Source organism: Vibrio sp. TRT 17S01, assembly GCF_050113695.1.
Lineage (GTDB): Bacteria > Pseudomonadota > Gammaproteobacteria > Enterobacterales > Vibrionaceae > Vibrio.
The window spans coordinates 18,518-38,873 of record NZ_JBNJOG010000016.1 but is presented as its reverse complement, the minus strand read 5'-3'; the positions used below and the strand labels follow the sequence as shown (position 1 = coordinate 38,873).

21 protein-coding genes are annotated in these 20,356 nt (G+C 44.9%); 4 read left to right on the top strand and 17 right to left on the bottom strand.

The genetic code is table 11. From position 1 onward, the window contains the following. Positions 1-42 precede the first annotated feature (42 nt). Together dusB and fis are read left to right on the top strand one after the other, a co-directional pair. Complete coding sequence (gene dusB / locus ACQEXS_RS18925) at positions 43-1,005, top strand: tRNA dihydrouridine synthase DusB (protein ID WP_367989216.1); 963 nt, start codon at positions 43-45, stop codon at positions 1,003-1,005. A gap of 153 nt (positions 1,006-1,158) precedes the next feature. Continuing rightward, positions 1,159-1,455, top strand: a complete 297-nt coding sequence (gene fis, locus ACQEXS_RS18920; protein ID WP_000462885.1) for a DNA-binding transcriptional regulator Fis — start codon at positions 1,159-1,161, stop codon at positions 1,453-1,455. Between the two features lie 50 nt (positions 1,456-1,505). Here fis and ACQEXS_RS18915 read toward each other — a convergent pair whose 3' ends face one another. Further along, positions 1,506-2,294, bottom strand: coding sequence for a helix-turn-helix domain-containing protein (locus ACQEXS_RS18915; protein ID WP_427014845.1), 789 nt, complete (start codon positions 2,292-2,294; stop codon positions 1,506-1,508). 327 nt (positions 2,295-2,621) lie between these two features. Here ACQEXS_RS18915 and ACQEXS_RS18910 point away from each other — a divergent pair, with 327 nt between their 5' ends. Beyond that, complete coding sequence (locus ACQEXS_RS18910; RefSeq protein WP_427014844.1) at positions 2,622-3,989, top strand: MATE family efflux transporter; 1,368 nt, start codon at positions 2,622-2,624, stop codon at positions 3,987-3,989. A 24-nt stretch (positions 3,990-4,013) separates the two neighbouring features. On the opposite strand, the gene ACQEXS_RS18905 is transcribed toward ACQEXS_RS18910, so the two are convergent. The 4 genes from ACQEXS_RS18905 to ACQEXS_RS18890 form a co-directional block, all read right to left on the bottom strand. Then, positions 4,014-4,802 carry a 4'-phosphopantetheinyl transferase family protein gene (locus tag ACQEXS_RS18905; protein ID WP_427014843.1) on the bottom strand — a complete coding sequence of 263 codons (789 nt, stop codon included), beginning with the start codon at positions 4,800-4,802 and terminating at the stop codon, positions 4,014-4,016. Positions 4,803-4,894: 92 nt separating this feature from the next. After that, on the bottom strand, positions 4,895-5,836 hold the full coding sequence (locus ACQEXS_RS18900; protein WP_427014842.1) for a pseudouridine-5'-phosphate glycosidase: 942 nt from the start codon (positions 5,834-5,836) through the stop codon (positions 4,895-4,897). Positions 5,837-5,838: 2 nt separating this feature from the next. Continuing rightward, positions 5,839-6,075: a hypothetical protein gene (locus ACQEXS_RS18895; RefSeq protein WP_427014841.1), complete on the bottom strand. Its 237-nt coding sequence runs from the start codon at positions 6,073-6,075 to the stop codon at positions 5,839-5,841. Between the two features lie 9 nt (positions 6,076-6,084). Then, positions 6,085-9,951 carry an amino acid adenylation domain-containing protein gene (locus ACQEXS_RS18890; RefSeq protein ID WP_427014840.1) on the bottom strand — a complete coding sequence of 1,289 codons (3,867 nt, stop codon included), beginning with the start codon at positions 9,949-9,951 and terminating at the stop codon, positions 6,085-6,087. A 320-nt stretch (positions 9,952-10,271) separates the two neighbouring features. Here ACQEXS_RS18890 and ACQEXS_RS18885 point away from each other — a divergent pair, with 320 nt between their 5' ends. Then, positions 10,272-10,679 carry a GNAT family N-acetyltransferase gene (locus tag ACQEXS_RS18885; protein WP_427014839.1) on the top strand — a complete coding sequence of 136 codons (408 nt, stop codon included), beginning with the start codon at positions 10,272-10,274 and terminating at the stop codon, positions 10,677-10,679. 35 nt (positions 10,680-10,714) lie between these two features. Here ACQEXS_RS18885 and ACQEXS_RS18880 read toward each other — a convergent pair whose 3' ends face one another. The 12 genes from ACQEXS_RS18880 to ACQEXS_RS18825 all read right to left on the bottom strand — a co-directional run bounded on the left by ACQEXS_RS18880 (position 10,715) and on the right by ACQEXS_RS18825 (position 20,351). Continuing rightward, the gene (locus ACQEXS_RS18880) at positions 10,715-11,800 is read right to left on the bottom strand and encodes an alkene reductase (RefSeq protein WP_427014838.1); all 1,086 of its coding nucleotides are present in this window, start codon (positions 11,798-11,800) and stop codon (positions 10,715-10,717) included. A gap of 16 nt (positions 11,801-11,816) precedes the next feature. Continuing rightward, positions 11,817-12,731, bottom strand: coding sequence for an EamA family transporter (locus ACQEXS_RS18875; protein WP_427014837.1), 915 nt, complete (start codon positions 12,729-12,731; stop codon positions 11,817-11,819). Further along, positions 12,728-13,393, bottom strand: a complete 666-nt coding sequence (gene upp / locus ACQEXS_RS18870; RefSeq protein WP_427014836.1) for a uracil phosphoribosyltransferase — start codon at positions 13,391-13,393, stop codon at positions 12,728-12,730. Before upp ends, ACQEXS_RS18875 begins: the two co-directional genes overlap by 4 nt. A gap of 27 nt (positions 13,394-13,420) precedes the next feature. Beyond that, positions 13,421-14,095, bottom strand: a complete 675-nt coding sequence (locus tag ACQEXS_RS18865) for a phosphoribosylanthranilate isomerase (protein ID WP_427014835.1) — start codon at positions 14,093-14,095, stop codon at positions 13,421-13,423. A 144-nt stretch (positions 14,096-14,239) separates the two neighbouring features. Beyond that, complete coding sequence (locus ACQEXS_RS18860) at positions 14,240-15,196, bottom strand: hypothetical protein (protein ID WP_427014834.1); 957 nt, start codon at positions 15,194-15,196, stop codon at positions 14,240-14,242. Positions 15,197-15,423: 227 nt separating this feature from the next. After that, complete coding sequence (locus ACQEXS_RS18855; RefSeq protein ID WP_427014833.1) at positions 15,424-16,170, bottom strand: LuxR family transcriptional regulator; 747 nt, start codon at positions 16,168-16,170, stop codon at positions 15,424-15,426. 205 nt (positions 16,171-16,375) lie between these two features. Then, positions 16,376-16,957, bottom strand: coding sequence for an acyl-homoserine-lactone synthase (locus ACQEXS_RS18850; RefSeq protein ID WP_427014832.1), 582 nt, complete (start codon positions 16,955-16,957; stop codon positions 16,376-16,378). Positions 16,958-17,085: 128 nt separating this feature from the next. After that, positions 17,086-17,808, bottom strand: a complete 723-nt coding sequence (locus tag ACQEXS_RS18845) for a trypsin-like peptidase domain-containing protein (protein WP_427014831.1) — start codon at positions 17,806-17,808, stop codon at positions 17,086-17,088. 398 nt (positions 17,809-18,206) lie between these two features. Further along, positions 18,207-18,545 carry a hypothetical protein gene (locus ACQEXS_RS18840; protein WP_427014830.1) on the bottom strand — a complete coding sequence of 113 codons (339 nt, stop codon included), beginning with the start codon at positions 18,543-18,545 and terminating at the stop codon, positions 18,207-18,209. Between the two features lie 37 nt (positions 18,546-18,582). Continuing rightward, positions 18,583-18,924: a hypothetical protein gene (locus ACQEXS_RS18835; protein WP_427014829.1), complete on the bottom strand. Its 342-nt coding sequence runs from the start codon at positions 18,922-18,924 to the stop codon at positions 18,583-18,585. Positions 18,925-18,959: 35 nt separating this feature from the next. After that, a complete protein-coding gene (locus tag ACQEXS_RS18830; RefSeq protein ID WP_427014828.1) occupies positions 18,960-19,334 on the bottom strand; it encodes a hypothetical protein in 375 nt (124 codons plus the stop codon). A gap of 681 nt (positions 19,335-20,015) precedes the next feature. Next, positions 20,016-20,351 (bottom strand): hypothetical protein, encoded by a 336-nt coding sequence (locus ACQEXS_RS18825; protein ID WP_427014827.1) that lies wholly within the window; start codon positions 20,349-20,351, stop codon positions 20,016-20,018. Positions 20,352-20,356: the final 5 nt, after the last annotated feature.

The window sequence follows — 20,356 nt, the reverse complement described above, 5'->3', positions numbered from 1 at the left end:
TAAAATGCGCGCCCTTGCTGGTACAGAACTGTGATTGATGTTTTGAAAATCGGAAACTATCAACTTAAGAATAATCTCATCGTTGCCCCAATGGCCGGCGTCACCGATAGACCGTTTCGTGAGTTGTGTCTTCGCTATGGTGCGGGAATGGCCGTCAGTGAAATGATGTCCTCGAACCCTAAGCTGTGGAAAACATCAAAATCAAAACAACGCATGGTACATGAGGGTGAATCGGGCATTCGCTCGGTACAGATTGCGGGTTCTGATCCAAAGCTAATGGCTGAGGCTGCTCAGTTCAGTGTTGAAAACGGTGCGCAAATCATCGACATCAACATGGGATGCCCAGCTAAAAAAGTGAATAAGAAGCTAGCCGGCTCTGCACTACTCAAGTTTCCAGACATCATTGAACAGGTGCTGAAAGCGGTAGTAGAAGCAGTGGATGTCCCTGTGACACTCAAAACCCGAACTGGCTGGGATACAGAAAATAAAAACTGTGTCCAAATCGCTAAACTCGCCGAAGACTGCGGCATACAAGCGCTTGCTCTGCATGGCAGAACCAAAGCCTGTATGTACAAAGGAGAGGCAGAATACGACAGCATTAAAGCGGTAAAACAGGCGATTTCCATCCCGGTTATTGCTAACGGTGATATCGATAGCCCGGAAAAAGCCAAATTTGTACTGGAGTACACCGGTGCAGACGCTTTAATGATTGGACGCCCTGCCCAAGGTCGTCCGTGGATTTTTCAGGAAATCCAACACTATTTGGAAAACGGCACCACTATGCCTGAGCTTCCTTTAGAGGAAGTGAAAAGCATACTGCTTGGCCATGTAAACGCTCTGCATGACTTTTATGGAGAGTATTTGGGTCCTCGCATCGCGCGTAAGCACGTTGGCTGGTACCTAAAAGAACATGAACAAGCGAGTGAGTTTCGCCGTACCTTCAACGCTATTGACGCAGCAGAGCTGCAACTTGAAGCGTTAGAAGGTTACTTTGATTTAGCCTAGATAGTTGAAGTTTCAGCGAGGCGACAAATAAATTCAGCTCTATGAACATAGGTTTTCTATTTGAATAGAGGCATTTATCCAGTCAACAACGCTGCAACGACAAATATGACAGGCATAACGTTGCATCATAATTAGAGAAGAGCTAGACCGAATATGTTCGAACAAAATCTGACTTCAGAAGCATTAACAGTAACTACAGTAACGTCACAAGATCAAATCACTCAAAAGCCTTTACGTGATTCTGTTAAAGCATCTCTTAAAAACTACCTAGCACAACTAAACGGCCAGGAAGTAACAGAACTATACGAATTAGTTCTAGCTGAAGTTGAACAGCCACTACTAGACACCATCATGCAGTACACTCGCGGTAACCAAACTCGCGCAGCAACTATGATGGGTATCAACCGCGGTACTCTTCGCAAGAAACTGAAAAAATACGGCATGAACTAATTAGTTCCTGCAGTAGCACATAAAAAGACGGCGCGTAATGCGCCGTTTTTTTATGTCTGACAATACTCACTTAATGAATGTTGCAACTGCTCTTCAATCAACCCTTTCGCCACAGAGTTAAATAAGGTTTTGACCTTTTCAAGTTGATCGCTGTCTGCTTGGTTAATCAAAGGAATAAGCTGCTCTAAACGCCAGTGCTTCCGGTGATTAAAACGAGCAAAATCTGAAGAGCCGGTTTTATTCCATTGGTCATCCAGTTGGAAGATTGCGTGGGATAAGGCAAAAAATGAGAAAGGGATGCGCGGTTGATTCACTTCTTTTTCGTATTGGCGATAAGTGGTATCAGAAATATCCAACAACTCTGACACCTGCTCTTGAGTCAGCTCAAGGTGCTGGCGAATGAACTTCATATTACGTGCGACTTTGACGTAATAGTGGCTATCAATGTCCTGTAAAACATCCAGCAAACTCGGAACCTTGTGTGGGTAAGGCTCACTAACCTCTCGATTTCCCATGATCTCCTTGCTTAAACTGAGCAGCGACTGGAACGTGTTTTCATTAGCGTGCGAAACAGTGCAAAAGAATGGCGAGTGCTGCCAATAACAATGAGACAGGTTGAGATACGGCGCGTATTCAGTATCAGAGAGCAGTAAATACACTGGAGCACCAGTAATGATGGACCAACGCGCCACAGAATGCATTTTAGGAAGATCGACCCCTTTTTCATACTTCCGATATTGCGCTAAAGAAACACCAAATGCTTTCGCCATTAAAGATTGGCTACTCACCGTCGCTTTACGGTATTTAATCAGATTCAATCCCATTTGCTTAGCAAACATCGAGCTATCGATATACAAGCGCTGCGGTGACGATATGGCGTTTATCTTTTCAAAACAAAAATAGTCCAACAGAATTCCCTACATCTTGGAATGTACCATCCAAATACTATATGAATTCCCTTACCAATTAATCAGTTAAGCAAGGCATTAGTTCATCAATGCGGGACAATTCTCAGCTTATCTCACGACAAATGTTGCCTTTGTTGGTAATCGAAACCGAAGAAAGCGATCACTATTTATCAACTAAACTGTTACTTTCCAACCTGTTATTCATCCTCTTTTATTGAATAAAATCTTTATCTGCTATCCACAATAAAGAGAGCCAATGTGAAATATAAGGACGTGAAGCCACTACATAATACTGAGGCCGTGGAGAAAGGGCTGATACGGATCACCTGGCCCATTTTTCTCGAAGTCTTGCTAACCTATCTGATCAACTTCACTGATGTGCTATTTCTCAACCAGATTTCAGAGCAGTCTGCGGCAGCCATCGGAACATTAATGCCCGTCATCGTCATTCCTATCGTGATCTTGCATTCACTCTCTATCGGGACAACCGGTGTTTTGGGGCAGATGCTCGGAGCTAATCTCAATCAGCAGTTGCCTAAAAACTATCTTTATACCGTGGTATTCAATTTCATTGTGGGTTTGGCCGTCATGGCGGCTTACTTAATGCTGCACCAACATATTGGTAGTTGGATGGGTCTGAACAATGAAATGAACCACCTGACCGCCGCATACTTACTAATTTTCACCCCTGCATTGTTGATCAAAGCTGTTCAAATTGGCTATGGCAGTATCTTAAACGTGAATGGCTGGACCCAGCTCAACATGCTGTCCACCTTGTTGGCAAATGGATTGAATATTCTTCTCAATATGCTGTTCTTGTTTGGCAATGTTGGACTGGGGCTCACTGGGGTGGAATATGTTGCGCTCGCGTCTGCAATTTCTTACCTCGTTGGTTTAGCATTCGTGATGTATTTTGTTCACGTTAAAAAACAGGTCAACTTTGACTTTAGTGGCTCATGGCGCGATATGAAAACCTACCTAAAGCAGTGCTTGAAAATTGGCCTTCCCGCGACCATGGAGCCAATGTCTTATGAACTCAACCGCTTTTTTATTACCGTCACTGTGATTTCTTTAGGTGCATTAGCGATCTCAACTCGTATCTACACGCTTAACCTGATCCTGATCCCGGTGATCTTCTCCCAAGCTATCGGGGTCGGGAACCGGATCATCGTCTCTCACTTGCTGGGCGCACGATCGTATCAGCAAATCGAACAGCAGATCCGACAAAGTATTTTTATCAGTGTGACCGGCAGTGCGGCAATGCTTCTGCTTATTTGGATAGGCTCAGATTACGCCTTTCGTATCTTTACCGATAACCCAGATATCCTTGCACTAGGAGCCACTCTTTTGGCCATTGATTTACTGCGTCACCCAGCTGGAGCCATCAATATGGTGGTGGTCAATAGTCTTGTCGTCTCTGGTGATGCGCGTTATCCCGTGTCGCTATCCATCATCAGTATGTGGTGTGTTTGCCTGCCATTGGTCTACTTGTTTGCCGTACCATTGCACTATGGCTTAATTGGCGTTTGGGTCGCACTCTTGATTGACGAATATTTACGTTGCGCTATCTGTTTAAGACGATGGCGGTATGGCAAGTGGAAAAATGCATCGCCCATTTTTACCTAGATAGCAATTCCCCATCGTTTTCAATCAATCAGCAGCATATGGTTGGCGAGCTTGCAATTGGGGGATTGATTTCCTGATCTTCACTTGTGGTATGAAGCATGCTTCTTCAGAGGCCTGCACCATAGCTACTATATGTCGGTGCTCCAATTGTTTTTGCCAAAAATGCCAGTACTTGGTAACTGCCCCATTTGTACCGTGATTCACAAGTTTATAGGGCAATGTTAAGTCTACCGCAAAGCTATTTAAAGGCAGAGATAGCCCCTTTCCACGCGCTTTAACGTACGCTTCTTTCAAGGTCCACATTTGAATAAAATGCTTTGTTTTAAGTTCAGGAGTAGACACATTTAACCTTTCGATTTCGTCAGGATGAAAAAAAGCACTGGCAACTTCCATACAATCTATCGCCGTATCCAAATGCTCAATGTCGATTCCAACCTCTTGTTTATGGGCTATCGCTAACACCACCATTTTTTCAGTATGCGATAGATTAAAAAATACGTCCTCATAACCGACATTAGTGATGTATGGTTTACCATAAGCATTGGTTGAAAATTGCCAATCCGTTTCAGACACCAATGGAAAATACAGAGTCAATGTAGAACGTAATAACGCTCTCGCTACTAGGTATTGACATCGTACCTTATCATCACAGAGTTGCTCTAAACGGGAACGTTCATCTGAGTTTAACAACAGGGTATAACAAGAAAGCATTCCACTGCTGACGACCATGTGAATGTCCGAATACCATATATGTGTTTCACCTATACCTAATGCCAAACCTGTTTCTATCTTTTTGGATGTTACTTTCACCACATGTTTACCTGAGTATTATTAAAATTGTTATATAAAAGAGCGGAGTCATTGTGCTCCGCTCAGGCTTATTGCTTAACAATCAATACAAAACATTACGCTACGCTTTTATCCATCACTTTGTTATGTGCGTACGCTAGCTGCCCTGCTACCTTTGCGGTATTAATCAGCACAGCCATGTTCGCTTGTGCCGAGCGTCCCGATGTGGCAGCGTCCACTTTCTTCATCAAGTATTTCGTCAGGCCATTGCCAACCACCCCTTCTTTTTCCGCGGAGATGACGGCCTGTTGAATGATTTGTTCCACCTCATCGCTGTCGATGGCATCTTCATCTCGGGTTGGCGTAGTCACCAGCACGCTGCCGCCGCCAGGTAGCTGACGATAGGTGTCAATGATGTCCGCCAACGTCTGTGCGTTGTCGACACTTTGCGGGCTCTTGAATCCGCTCGACTGGCAATAAAACGCTGGAAAATCTTCAGACTGGTACGCAATTACAGGAACGTTGTGCGTTTCCAGATACTCCAGCGTTAACCCAAGATCGAGGATCTTCTTCGCACCCGCACAGACAACCGTCATCCGCGATTTCGTAAACTGAATCAAATCAGACGAAATATCCATGTTGGTTTCAGCCCCACGATGCACCCCGCCAATGCCAGCGGAAGAAAAGAACGTGATTCCTGCCATTTCTGCCGCCACCAGCGAGCTGGCTACTGTAGTGGCCCCTAAGCCACCCTGTGCCAATACCTGAGCAAGATCTCGGCTACTGACTTTCGGAATGCTTTTTTGCGTGGCGAACTCTCGGATTTGGTCATCCGTCATCCCGATCAACAACTTGCCATTTGCAATGCCAATGGTCGCAGGAACCGCACCACCGTCGCGCACCGCTTGCTCCACCGCTTTTGCCGTCTCGTAGTTTTGTGGGTAATCAAGCCCGTGTGTGATCACGTTCGATTCCAGCGCCACAATGGGTTTTCCTGACACCAATGCGTCTTTAACTTCTTGCGTAAACACCAGCAGTGCATTCGTAAACTGGTTCATCGTTACTTTCCTTGTTCGTAATTTGGGAATTGGATTAAGCTGGCACGTTTGGCCATAATTTCTGGATCAACCACCGCTTGTTGCCATTGCGCTTCTGCCACTGGCTCCATCGCTATGCTCACCACATTCGGCGGGCATTCTAGTGCCGAACAGATGATTCGCGTCAGGTTCTGCGCCATGGTTTGTTGAGCATCCGCGTCCAAATGACGCGGAAAATGCTTGATACTGATATGGGGCATGCTTACCTCTTAGTTCTCATCGGTGTACAGGCGCTGCGTTAGCTCTCCGACACCCGTAGCTTTTAACAGTTGGTAATGGTCCGAATCCAGATCGACCAAACGAAGGGGAATGACGGAAAAATCACGGTTCTGTTCAAGGAAAGAGTAATCATCACCCTGAGCGCGATATACCGAAACGGGCGCCTGAATCACACGCTCCTGCAACTCTCGGAAGGTGTACTCAAACTCATATGTCTGTTTCACGATGGCGATGATGCGCTGAATCAGCTCCAAATCGAGATTCGGATAACGCACGTGAATGAAAGTGACAAATTCAGATTCCGTCGTTACTTCGTTCAGGCAACGTTCTAGCACCGGTCCATCAATTTTGTGGGCAAAAACCGAAAAGAGAATCGACACAAACGCAGGGTTATCAAAGGTCGGGGATTTGTCTGAGCGTTGCTCTTTCAGCCCTTGAACAATGGGTGAACCCGGCGCAATTAAATGCAGATCCTGCACCGTTTCTCCGGCCTGCTCTAACTGATACGCCACTTCAAACGCTACTCTCGCGCCAAAGGAGTATCCCCATAAGGTGTACGGCCCTTGTGGCTGATGTCGCCGAATCTCTTCGATGTCATGACGCGCCATTTCAGCAATGGTGGCGTAAGGTACTTCGCCGTCATTAATGCCATACGCCTGAATACCGTAGAAGCTTCGTCCAGCACTGGCTTGACTAGCGAGCAAGCGCAGGTTCATCGGATACCCCCCTAAACCCGGCCAGCAGAACACATTATCTTGCTCACCAGTATGCAAGCGTATCAAACGAGAAAACGATGCGGCACTTTCCGAATCGATAAACTGCGCCAGTTTTTGCACCGTTGGCTTTTCGAAAAGAAGCTGCAGTGGCAGATTCAAATCAAACGTGCGATTAAGTTGTTTCACCAGTGACACCGCAGTCAGGGAGTTACCTCCACACTCAAAAAAGTCATCCGTCGCCGACACCGATTCCCATTTCATCACGCCTTTCCACAGCTCAGCAATTTGCGTCTCGGTTTCCCCTTCCGGCGCGACAAACGGCTTGTGCGTTGTCGCATTCACCACGGCATCACAGGATTCCAGCGCCTTGTAATCCACTTTGCCATTCACGGTCAGTGGGAGCTTATCGACAATGATGACCTGATTCGGAATCATGTACGATGGCAGTTGCAGAGCTAAGTCGTCCTTGAGCATTTCTGTTGGGCCACGCATGTGCACGGTGTCTTCTTTCATGCCCTCATGCACTTTTTGTTCATCACTAATTCGGCCACCAATACAGAAGTAAAACGGTGCCATGGTTTTTCCGGCTTGATGCAAGATACCAGACATGGTTTTGGCCGAAGGCAGATCGTTGCCCGATTTAGAGCTGTACCCTGACGACATCAACCCTATGTTGATGTCATTACTCTGCAGTTGCTGAAGCTTTCTGCCCAACTGAATAAACTGCATCCATTCATCTTGACCACGATACAGCATGGCAATACCAAAGCTGCTGCGCTGATACACTTCCTGATTGATAGCAATCACGTGTTTTTTCTCAATCAATGCATCAGAAATCTGAGTAAATGTGTGTTGTTCGACGCTGTATTGACCATCCGCCAATCCGTCGATCGCACCGTTATGGCACTGCACCAGCAGTTCCACATCATTGAGCTCCGATGCGTCATTGGCCGAGCCAAGACCAAAGCTGCCCAAATAGTGATCCTGTAAATCCACATTCAGCCTAGCTTTGACTTCTGGCATAAAGACTGAGTTCACCACCGCCAGACCATATGCGGGCAGAACGTCATCAAACAAACCCAGCATGTGCCCGACTTCCATCTCCAGCACTTCAAGAATGTTGTTCTTGTACACCGGCTCAATGGCGCTGTTCTTTCCGGAAAAATGAATCGTCAGTTGGCTTTCATTTGCGCGGCTTAGTGGGGCGATCAAGCTCAGGGCGTGGTCGCCGGGATGGTAGTAATAAATGCCCGATTCCAAACCAAAGAGATGATGGATTTCCAGATACATTTGTGTGGCATAAAGCGCACCAGGCGACGCATAAGCGTACTTAGCCAGCAAACGCTCTTCGCTGATGAACTCACTGAAATACGCCATCAGTTCACCAAAGGTTTCCCAGCTCAAATCACGAAGAGGGGTTGAGCACGGTGCCGCAGGTTTCGCAGCCAGTAATGCGAGCAAGTCTGCTTGTGTGACGGGGCCGCCATCGTAAAAACGATAAGTTTTACGGGCAAACGCTTTTTCTCGCTGACCCTGACCGTTTTTGCCGGGCAGAGAGCAAGCAAGTTCATTGCGCCAATCATCACGTCGGCCACCACCAGAAAGCTGGGCTTTTACCTGCAGTTTATTGGCTTTCGATTGATGATGATTGCCGTGATTGCCTTGGTCCATCAATGCCGCTTCTTTCGCGTCTAGCTCGAGGCAGCACACGAGGTTCTGAAACCCCGTTCGCGCATCATCTTTAATCAGCATCGCTGCATTTTTTACCCACGAATGCGCTTCAACCGCGTGGCGGATTTCATCCAACTCGATACGAAAACCGCGCAGTTTCACTTGATTATCGCAGCGACCCGCAAAATGAACGGCACCTTTCTCATCAAAGTAGGCCAGATCCCCCGTCCGATACAAACGTGGGTACTGTTCGGCACTGCTTAGCGGATTAGCAATGAATTTCTGTTGTGTTAATTCTGGCTGCCCAAGGTAACCACGCGCCAGTTGCACGCCCCCAATATACAGCTCACCGATGGTACCCGTGCCGACCTCTGCGCCATGCTCATCAAGAATGTAATACGCCGTGTCACTGACTGGATAACCGATGGCGATGGCGCCCTGAGCGTTTCGTACGTCTTGCTCATTAACGATCAGGGTCGAGGCATTAATCGTGCATTCCGTCGGACCATACAGATTGATGAGTTCGCACTGGGTATGCACTGCGAAAAACTGGCGAGACAACTGAGCAGTTAAGGCTTCACCACCACTGAACACTTGAGTTAGTGAAGAGCAGTCGTAAAAACCGGGGTCATCCACCAAAGCCTGAAGCAGCGTTGGCACACACTGCAGTGTAGTGACCTTGCGTTGGATGATGGTGCCAATCAGAGCTTCCGTGTCACGGTAAATGCCCGGTGCTCCCACCACCACTTTGCCACCAAAGACTGGGGCCAGAATTTCCCATTGCGCGGCGTCAAAGCTCATCGGCGTTTTTTGAAGAATGACGGTTTGCTCGTTAAACCCGAAACGATCTTGCAGGTACAACATTTGGTTCACGATGCTGGCGTGCTCAATCATCACCCCTTTCGGATTGCCAGTGCTGCCGGAGGTATAAATGATGTAGGCCAGATTTGATGATGTCGGGCGCTGGGTTGATGGCATGTCCGGCACGGCACCCGCCTGTTCTGCGTGTGCTTTAACATCTGCATCCGTGAAAATCACCACCCCATCAGGGGCGTAGCGCTGCAGTTGTGCTTTCAAAGCTTCCTGTGTGTAAATCACGCGAATACCGGAGTCTTTCACCATGTACTTAATGCGCTCTTCAGGATATTCCGGTGAAAGTGGCAAGTAGGCGTTACCTGACGCAAGAATGCCCCAAGCCCCTGTCAGCATCTGCGTCGAAGCTTCCGTAAACAAACCAATGCAGCTGTCCGCCTGCACATTTTTGTCTGCCAGATAAAACGCGATGGCCTGAATTTGCTGATAAAACGCAAGATAGCTGAGCGACACGTGCTGATCTTCAACCGCAATGTGGTGAGCCTGCAACGCGACCTGGCGTTCTAACAAAGTTAATAACGAAGTGTTGGGAGCTTCCGCCTGATGCGCTTCCCGGCTATCGGGTAACGGAAGAGTATGTGCGTATTCCAATTCCATCCTGTCAGTTCCTGTAAACCTTTATTGTGATTGATACGGCAAGCGCTTTCCCTCTCTCCGAATAACGATATGGAATGGGATAACGAGCGATTACCAACCTCATTAAGATAGGTCCCCTACCCAATCCGCTACTAGTTGTTAGATATATCAGGGTCGATTGAATTAAATAGAAAAAAGTCGGACAACACTGAAAGAAATAAGCGATAAGCCAATGAAATATATGACATTCTTCAAGAAAACAAAGTCCACTGGTTCTTCTAAATAGAAACCATCATAAGATGAATGACATATATGACAGGTTTAATAATTACGAGGATAGGATGTCATCACTGCAACAACAGAAACTGAGCTGGGTCCACGACGCGGAGCACGTTGACTGGCAAGCACTCAGCGCCTTATACGCGCGGGCAGGCATGGGTAACAAAGCGCCCGAGCTCTTGCAAACCGCCTTCTCCAATAGCCGCTATGTGGTTTTTTTGTATCAGGATGAAGAGTTAGTTGGTGCAGGACGCGTGGTCGCAGATGGTTGCTACTGCGCCATTATTTGTGATGTAGCCATCTGCCCGAACAGGCAAAATCAGGGATTAGGAAAAACGGTGATGCAGCACTTTCTGACGCAGCTTAACGGACACAAACGGGTGATTTTGTTTTCCCGTCCCGGAAAAGAAGCGTTTTACACCAAACTGGGGTTCAGTCAGGCGGACAATTTCATGGTGATCTATCAGTAAAAAAGCGATGAGAGCCATCTCATCGCTTTTCTTAGTTAAGCGGTTTCCAATATGTCTTCCAGTGTCGGGTAATCGGTGTACCCTCGCTGGTCACCACCATAGAGTGTATTCGGATCCAACTCATTAAATGGCCCGCCAACTTTAAGGCGATGCATCAGATCGGGGTTCGCCAAGAATAAGGCGCCAATAGCAACACCATCACACAACTTCGCCTGCAAAACTTGTTCAGCAATCTTCCCCGTCACCACACCAGACTCCGGCGTTTGATGCGGATTTAGAATCAAGGGAGATGAAGTAAGCTCACGAATCAATGTCGTGCTCTCCCGATCGCACGCTTCCATAATGTGGATAAAGGCCAACGTTGGTAACTGCGTGAGTAAAGCTCGATACAGCTCCGGCGTGTCCACTTCTACAATATCGTTATACGGATTAGACGGAGACAGGCGGATCCCAGTTCTCTCAGCGCCAATCGCCTCAGTCACTGCGTGTGTGACTTCAAGCGTAAATCGAATGCGGTTCTCGATACTGCCACCATAAGCATCTTCTCGCTGGTTGGTGTTACTGGCCATAAACTGATGAAGCAAGAAGCCATTACCCGCATGAATTTCTACCCCATCAAATCCCGCTTCGATGGCATTTTTCGCCGCTTGCGCAAAACCTTGAATGGTCAGCGCAATGTCTTCTTCCGTCATCGCACGAGGAGTAGGGAAATTCACCGGACCTTCCGGTGTAAACGCCTGACCATCTGCCGCGATAGCTGACGGCGCAACAGACTGGTGCGCACTAGGATACAGCGCTGGGTGACCAATGCGTCCGGCGTGCATCAGCTGCGCAACAATTTTACCACCCTCTCGATGGACAGCTTCGGTTACCTGTTGCCAACCTGCGATCTGCGCTTCATTGTGAATACCGGGAGAGTTCATAAAGCCTTGCCCAATCACATCCGGTTGCATGCCTTCGGCTACAATCAGTCCGGCATTGGCCCGCTGTGCATAATAGGTAGCCATCATGGGTGTCGGCACCCCATCGTACGTCGCACGATTTCGACTCATCGGAGCCATAACAATACGGTTCTTAGCGTGAATTGCGCCGTAACGTGTTTCTTCAAAAATCGGTTTCATTGTCTTTCCCTCGACGTTAATTAACTTTTTCTTCTGCCTGATAAAAAGCAGTCGATGATGGTTTTGCCCGTTCTGCGGGTTTTATCTGCGCCAGTACCATAGCCGCCAAAATCAGTAGTGCGCCCCCTGCTTGCATCAGTGAAAATTGTTGATCCAATATCAAGTAACCTAATACCGTAGCCGACAAAGGGCTGGCCATGGTGATAAAAGAAACACTGAACGCGGGCAATGTTTGCAGGCTACGAAACCAAATGACGTAAGCAAACAAGGCACCAATCAGGCTCAGGTACAAAAAGCCAACCACATTGCTGACCGACAACGATGCAGGCAGCGCTTCAGTGCTAAGAGCAATCGGTAACAATACAAGACCGCCTGCGGTAAGTTGCCACCCAGTGAAGCCAAGCAACGAGACGTTCTCGGGTCTGCCCCAGCGTTTGGTTAATACCACCCCCAAAGCCATAGAGAGTGCCCCTAATAAACTGATGATGATTCCAGCCGGATTAAGCGCGCTGTGCGGCTGAACCACCAGTAACCCAACTCCAAAAGTGCCAACCAGACAAGCGACAATTTTGATGCTGTGAATGCACTCTTTGAGCAACACGCCCCCCAACAATAAGACAAATAGAGGCTGTGAAGACATCAGCAACGCTGCAATGCCACCCGGCATCAAATAGGCCGCAGCAAACAACAGATAGAAGAATGCACCAATGTTTAACGTGCCAAGTACCAGAGCTTTCCACCACCATTCGCCACGTGGGAGGGTTCCCCCCACCACCAATAGAATCAAACCAGCAGGCAGTGCACGGATCACAGCGGCCAACAATGGGATGTCATCAGGAAGCAACTCAGTCGTCACGACGTAGGTACTGCCCCAGATAACGGGCACCAGACACGCCAGAAGGTACGTTTTCAGTAAGGTTACAGACTTCATACTCTGGCTCCTGAGTCCGTGGTACCGAAATACCGATCACCGAAATCACCAATGCCCGGAATCATAAACGCATGCTGATTCATGCGCTCTTCAATCGAGGCCGTCACAAAGCGCACCAACGGAAATTTATCGGCCAACTCAGCGATGCCGGATGGCGAACAAAGCAAGTTCACAAAAATAATGTGCTCCTGGCGAACTCCGCGTTTAAGCAGCTCCTCAATTGCCACCGTCGCCGAACCACCAGTGGCCAACATCGGCTCCAGCAGCATCACATGACGCTGCGCCACGTCATCCGGCAGGTTGGCGCAATAATATTTGGGCTGCTTGGTCACTTTGTCTCGCTGAATCATCATTTTGCCAATCGGAGCGTCAGGTAAGAGCGTGCGGAACTCCGGCTCCATGCTCTCCCCAGCACGTACAATAGACACCGCGCAGACTCGAGCATCGAGTTCCAGCCCGACAAAGGTAGCGCCAACCGGACTGGTGACGACCTTCTCACGGTATGGTAGCAACTCCATCGCCTTTTCAAGTAGCAAGCGGATAATCTGATCAGAGTAACCAGTAAAGGACGACTTATCTGCCTCGCGGTCGCGTACTCGTAGCTCTAAAGCCAGTAATCGCTTACTCTTTGCCAGTGGATACACGTTAACTGGGGATTCCATAACACACTCCTTGATCATCGGTCTTGATTAAGCGATCTCTTCGAACGCCAAACGGGCCTGTTGCACAAACTGACGGACTTTCGCTAGATCTTTTCGACCATCCGTCCCTTCCAGTGCTGTATGGGCATCTACCGCCGCAGGCTTCACGGCGCGAATCGCCTCTGCAACGTTGTCCGCACTCAGGCCACCCGCCAACATCAACGGCTTTGGTGAACGCTTCACCAACTCTGCACTGACGTTCCAGTTGTGAGTTTTGCCTGTTGCACCCTTAGCTCCAGTGGCTGGGTCAAACGTATCGGTAATAAACATGTCCACGTAATCTGCACAATCATCAACCAATTGCAGCAGCTCTTCAGCATTGTCTTCTTTCACGACTAAACTTTTCAGAACGTACAGATCCGGGCGAAGTGACTTCAACTTTTTCATTTCTGCCACGCTAATATCACCGTGGAGCTGAACCGCTTTCACACCCAACAGTGAGCAAAACTCATCCACTTCTTCCGCGTCAGTTAGGTAGCTGATCAACACACCTGCATGCGGCGTCGCTAGCTTTTCAATGATGTTGATGGCATTTTGCTCAGAAATATCATCTTTCCCCGATGGCAAGCGCAATGGGAAACCCAACCACTCCACACCCTCTGAAACAATCAGATCCGCTTCCTTTTTATCGATGATTCCTGCTACCTGAATTAGATTCTTCACAACGTTCTCCTGTATTACGTTTTATGATTACTGACATCAAGATTCCTCCTGATTTCCGCATTTAATTTAGGCTTAGAAAGGTGAGATAACTAGCTGGTAGATTTGTCAGGGGGGGAATATGAGTTACAAAAAAACTGACCTAAGTCAGTTCATTTTTCGAATCATATTGATAACGATCCCTGTCGAGAAAGATTGGGTTTCTAGAATGGTCCATCTTTCATTGTCGGGTAAAGCAAAAGCTGGAGGCGATGGCTCGATATCAGTCTCCTTCTTCTTAAGGCTCTGGCAAAAATAGCAAATATAGTCGACCCTATTTTGCCGAAGTAAAGAAGTCAGCATCTTAGGCTCAACAATTAAACTGACGCTCGCTAAGCCAAGCATCCTTATCATTTGAAGCAAGTTTTCCAGCTCAGATTCACGCTCAATATTGAAGATCGGCAGTTGTGCGCCAGCGTTATTAAGTAACCCAGAGAAATGATGGCTTGATATCGTTTGATCAACCACAACGGCATGACTCTGTTTAAGATGTTGTTTGATGTGATACTGACAAATACTGTCTTCTAGCAGGCTATCGACCGCTAAATCTCGGCCATTCAACTGACCAGATAAAAAACAACTTATCCATGGCCGGTGATGTTTTTCTAACACATGGCTTGCATACAAAAGAGATTCTGCCAAAGAGTCCGTTTCTATCGGCTGGAGTTTAACACCCGAAGCAAAGTGCCAATCACAGTGATTTTTGGCTTGGCGAGCATCAGGACTCAATACACTAGACCACAAAGGATAGTAAACCGCACGAACCTGAGACTGAGGAAGTACTTGATTAATTCGATCATCGGTAAAAAAAGGGAAAATAGGCGGATGAGATAAAAATAGTTCACTATCAGCTTCCGCTTCCTTAATGGATTCGATCAGCTGAGAGGCTGAGTATCCCATCATACTTGAACGAATATTAAGCTTACCGTCATCACCATTACGTACCCCCCAAGCCACTCCTGAAAATTTAGAAGTGTTGATTGCACGATCCAGCACCAACGACAATGGGACAGGAAGAGAGAGTGCATTTTTTTCTCTCTGCATTTCATGATAAGCGATTTCCATCAACAACGGCCTTAAGTTTAAATGAATAACGCTATGCTAGAAGAATCCAATTAGCGGCAACACTGTCGAATGTGGCAGTCAGGCTCAAGCCGCAGAAATAAATATGTTCTCGGCTTATGTTTTGAATGCATTCAGGAAAAGAGGCTAGAAAGACGGCCTTATGAAGCGGAAAGAAAAAAGGCAGAGAGACTCTGCCTATTGATCGTCAAACTTTCGGATATTTGAAACTAAATATTTGGTTGAACAAGCCCTTTTTTCATTGCTAGCACTACTGCATGCTGACGATTGATTGCCCCAAGCTTCTCACTGGCATTATTAAGATGAAATACGACCGTTCGCTCTTTGATCTCTAAAATCTGAGAGATCTCCCATGATGTTTTTCCCTCACAAGCCCAGAATAAACATTCTTCTTCCCTGCGCGTTAAACTGATATTCGTTTTTTCAACCAAAGGTTCTGTGAGTACCATTAGATAACGTTCAAACAAATGGGTAGCAAAAATATGCGCATAAGGTAATGCCGCTTCTAATATCCGTTTTCCTTCTTCCCCATCTCGCTTTGTTGCCAAGCTGAAAACCGAAAAATACCCAGAAACAGAATGTATTGGAATACTTACCCCTGTCACCAAGCCATGGCTTTTCGCCTGTGCCATTAATAATTTTTGTTCTATAGAAAGTGAAACCAAGTGATGACTCAGATCATTCCAAAAGATAGGCGTATTTTTTGAAAGCGTGTATTTAACAACAGGGTCAGAATCTCGTTTATTTTTTTTAAGATACAGATCCATCCACTCTGAAGGGTAGTTCGTTAAAACACGCAGCTCTGGAGAGTATAGTGACTGGTTAGAAACGACCCCCATTAAGAAATATTCTATTCCTGTTAAATTACAAAATTTATGACAAATCTCTTCAATGCTTTCTTTTTGTGTTGCATCAACAAGTCCATCGATCAATTGATAAAGCTCTGCAGTATCCATACTCACAACTAGCCATTAGTTAAAATTAAACCTTAAGTAAACATTATCGTAACAAGATTTAAAGTGTGGCATTGTGTTTTTATTTTGATCAGCACCAAACATTATTTATGCAATATGCAACAATACACTCTCATTGATAAAACTAATAATGCCATCATAAGGATTTAATTTTTTGATAGTACTTTTATAAAAAATACACGTAATATCAGTTGCAACGAATATTTAGGTGTTCTCCAACATCAATCCACAGTGCAACAGAGCGCTCGATACCAACCATCATCGCCTCCCCATCTCCTAAACGACGAGTTTCAACCCCCAATAAACGAAGAATTCGTTCACAAGCGACCGTGGTCACGAGTACATAAGATGAAATGCCATTCTCGATAGCAAAATCATAAAAGGATTTAACCAACGAACTGCAAATATGACTAATGACTTTATTTGAATGATTACCGCTCCCCTTTTTTACGTTAAAGCGACTAATTTCCCAAATTTCCTTTCCTTGTGGGAGTTCTTCGCCTCGTAATAATTGCGGGAAAATTTCACTAAGCATATAAGGTTCTGTTGTAGGGAGTGCTCGCCAATAACCAATGACTTCATTATTGTGATCCGTCATAGCAATATGACTGACATTCATCTCATCAAACTGATCTACTTCTAATCCATTATGAGAAGAAACTTCCCAGCCAAGACGGTGCTTAAATGTTTCATTTCTCAAACGAAATGCTGATTGTAATACGCTCGGATCTTGCAGATTAGTGTTCTTAATGAATTGAATATTGCTCACAACGATTCCCTACATGCTTAGTTAAAGTAAATTCAGTGTAGGAAGAGTTACGAAAAATAATTAGCTGTACTATTTGACAGGACATAACTTGAAGAAAGAAAAGCCTGATTTTTAATCAGGCTTTTTTGTTATTCAGCATTCACGAGCTGCGTCGAATCTAAACTCCAGTTGAGTGCATAGGCGGTATCAAAGTAATAATTTTGCACTTCATTATTGAGCCAGTCTTGAACATAGTTCATTGAAACAAACAAACTCAATCTATCGTAAGGTAGTTCTTTTCCATTGGCTAAGCGCGTATCCCATTTACTCGCCATCGCCGTGATCACACCCACCAGCTCACCTTGTGCGTTATATGTTGCACCACCACTCATACCGCCGCGAATAGGTGCATCCATCACACTACCTGGGCAATCTTCTAAGTATTGACGATTGGCAAAGGTGAGGTCTAAATGATAAGTGCCTTTGCCCGTAAGCATCTCACCAAAACCATCCATACCATAAGTAAAGACCGACTCCCCCTGACGCACAAAACCAAGTGTCGGTAACACCGCCTGACTATTATCAGATTCAATGATTGCGAGATCGCAGGTTGGGTGATAAGCCACAACATTGGCAAAATTGAGCTTCGCAACATGCGCAGCCGTTAAGCTAAGTTCTTTGGTCAGAGGTACACTCGAACCATAACCAAAATACAGCGGTGGAATACCCGTAAATTCATAGTGAATGGTGGTTGGTGAACTTTGCGTACTGGCTAGCTGACCGTTACTGCCTGCGCAGCCAGAAATAAGCCCAACAGCACCCAATAAAAGAAAACCCAGAGCCTGACGGTATGTTTGAAGTTTTTTCTGCATAAACGACTCTCCAATCCTTTGGAATAACAGTTCCAATCTATGCGTGACAATCACACATAATGATTAAGTTTATATGCAAATTAAACCATCAAACCCTTAAAGGGTAACTTTAGAATTAAGTATCAATCATTATTGTGGAATAAACCTCAAACATCAGATAACTTTCGCATTGGAATCAAGCAAATAGCTGTAGGAAAAGGATGAAAACTAAACATGTAGGAAGGTAAAGAACACAGCAAGCAAACCAAAGTATTAAAATGATATTTATCAACACAATAAATGCCGATGGTTCCATACGCGCCTAAACCCTATTTGTGTTTGTCTGAGTTTCGTTGGCGCTAAGATCAAAAAAAGCCCGCATAAACGCGGGCTTTTGTAATGAGGTAGATATTGTATGGCTAACGATATTCTATCGAATATAACTTACACCAGTGGTTAGCACTCCCTGCCCATTTCTTGTTCTCTGCTGGGAGTCCATGGACAATGACGGTCGACTTGGCTTGATAAGCCGCAATAATCATTGAAAGGTTAGCCTCAAAACCAGGATCCCCTTTTGTTATCCAATAACCTGAGCACAAAGAAGTTGGGTTTGCCACTTGGAACACTGCATCACCGGCACCAAACTCATTATAAGAAATCACACGCGTGATAGTTGTTCTACTAGAACTTTCACGAGTACTGTTTGCCATAACAAAAGCAGGAGCTAATAACATTAATAGTAGAATGATTTTTTTCATAGGAATCACCAGTTAACCATACATAAAAGAAGAGACACTAAGGATTTTTTATTCCAACATATACTGGATTCGGCGCAGCACTATAAGCCGGTAGGTTATTGCAAGCATATTGATCACCAGAGTAGTTAACCACTATATCTTTGCCAGAAGAATGTGCCGTAAGTAAAACACTTAATATTCCCTTACAGGTTTCTGGACTAACCGTTCCTCTGTCGGAATCAATATCACACATTGCAGTATAATCATTTCGATAATCGGTTAGTACAGTTACTAATCCATTTGAATATTGCAATATATTTTTCACCTTCCCATGGCATGTTATTTTAGCAAAACTAGGTTGGCTAATAAAAACAAGAGATAGTAATAATAGTTTCTTCACTTTTATATCCTTTTATAAAACAGAAATGAACAACATTACTTTTCAAGCCATATACGATCTATTTTTGGATATCCAGATATGCTACCTCTCATTTGAATAGAGATTCTTCTTCCTGAAGATTGTGCCGCAAGTGCAGTAGAATAAAATAACTTAGCAAAATCTGGATTGTCATTGATTTTTATGGCTCCTGCTGCATAGTTAGATACATCCATTCCTGCTTTACCCGGCTCAGATTCCGACATTGGTACATCAAAATATACAAGAATCAGATTACCAGAATTAACATAAATTCTTTCGACCATACCTAAATAAGAACAATAGCCACCACCAGAGCTAGAGCATGTTGGGGCTTTAGCAAAAGCATTAGTGCTAAGTAATAATGATAAAGCAATAAATAGTTTTAATTTCATAATATAATCCAACTGTGTTTTGTTATTTCCATTTCAAAAATAAAATATTAACTATATTAATTTAACATTCACGATTAATTTAAATATGCTTACCGACGCAATCACCTTAGTTGTCGAACTGATATAAACAACTTCACCAGTTGTATAGCCCGATAGGACTCGTGACATCAATAAACCATAAGATTCTTATAAAACATCTTCTGAAATAGCTGAATAATTAGAGTTTTTTATATTGAATAATACTCAAACCATTCTTTCTTTCGAAATATAAATTAAATTCTAATTAAAAAAGTTAATTCACCAATTATCTTACCAAGAGAATTAATATTTCTGGCAACGAAGTAAGTATTAGATAAAGGGAATGTCCATATAATTCATTTCCATATGACGAGATTCAAACTTATTAAAAGTAGAAAGAATATAGCCTAACTCAGAATAAACAGGCAAAAGGCAAGACCTGACCCCATTTATTCCTAAAACTAAACTTAATACGTGGATTAACTAGTTTATTTCTAGTTCAAAAATAAACCACTTAGAATATGCTGCACAGTATAATCTTACAACTTAGATATGGGACTCAACAGAGCATCTAGCTTGATAGCAAAGTGCAAGACCTAACCCCATTCAACTTTTCTTTAGCAAATGGACCAGGTTGAAGAGTGTCTGTCTTCTTTGTAACGACTACTTAATCAAGTTGTATACATCTCCAGACAATTTGACGATATCTTTCCATTTTGGTTGTGATACCAAGGCCTTAGTGGTGATATTATCTGGCAGGAATACTATCAGCTCCCCTAGTATACGAAGCTTATTATCAGCTTCCATCGTAAATGTAACTTTGTTCTTTAATAGCGCGTCCTCCAAGAGCGAGTCATCAAAAAGGGCAGCAACAACATCGTTGAAACCGGAAACCTCATCAGGCGAACCTACAATCCATACTCGTTGCTGGTAGTCAGTATCACTTAACTCTTTTAAGCATTCAATAATGAGTTGTTTATCAACATTTATAATACTCATAGTCA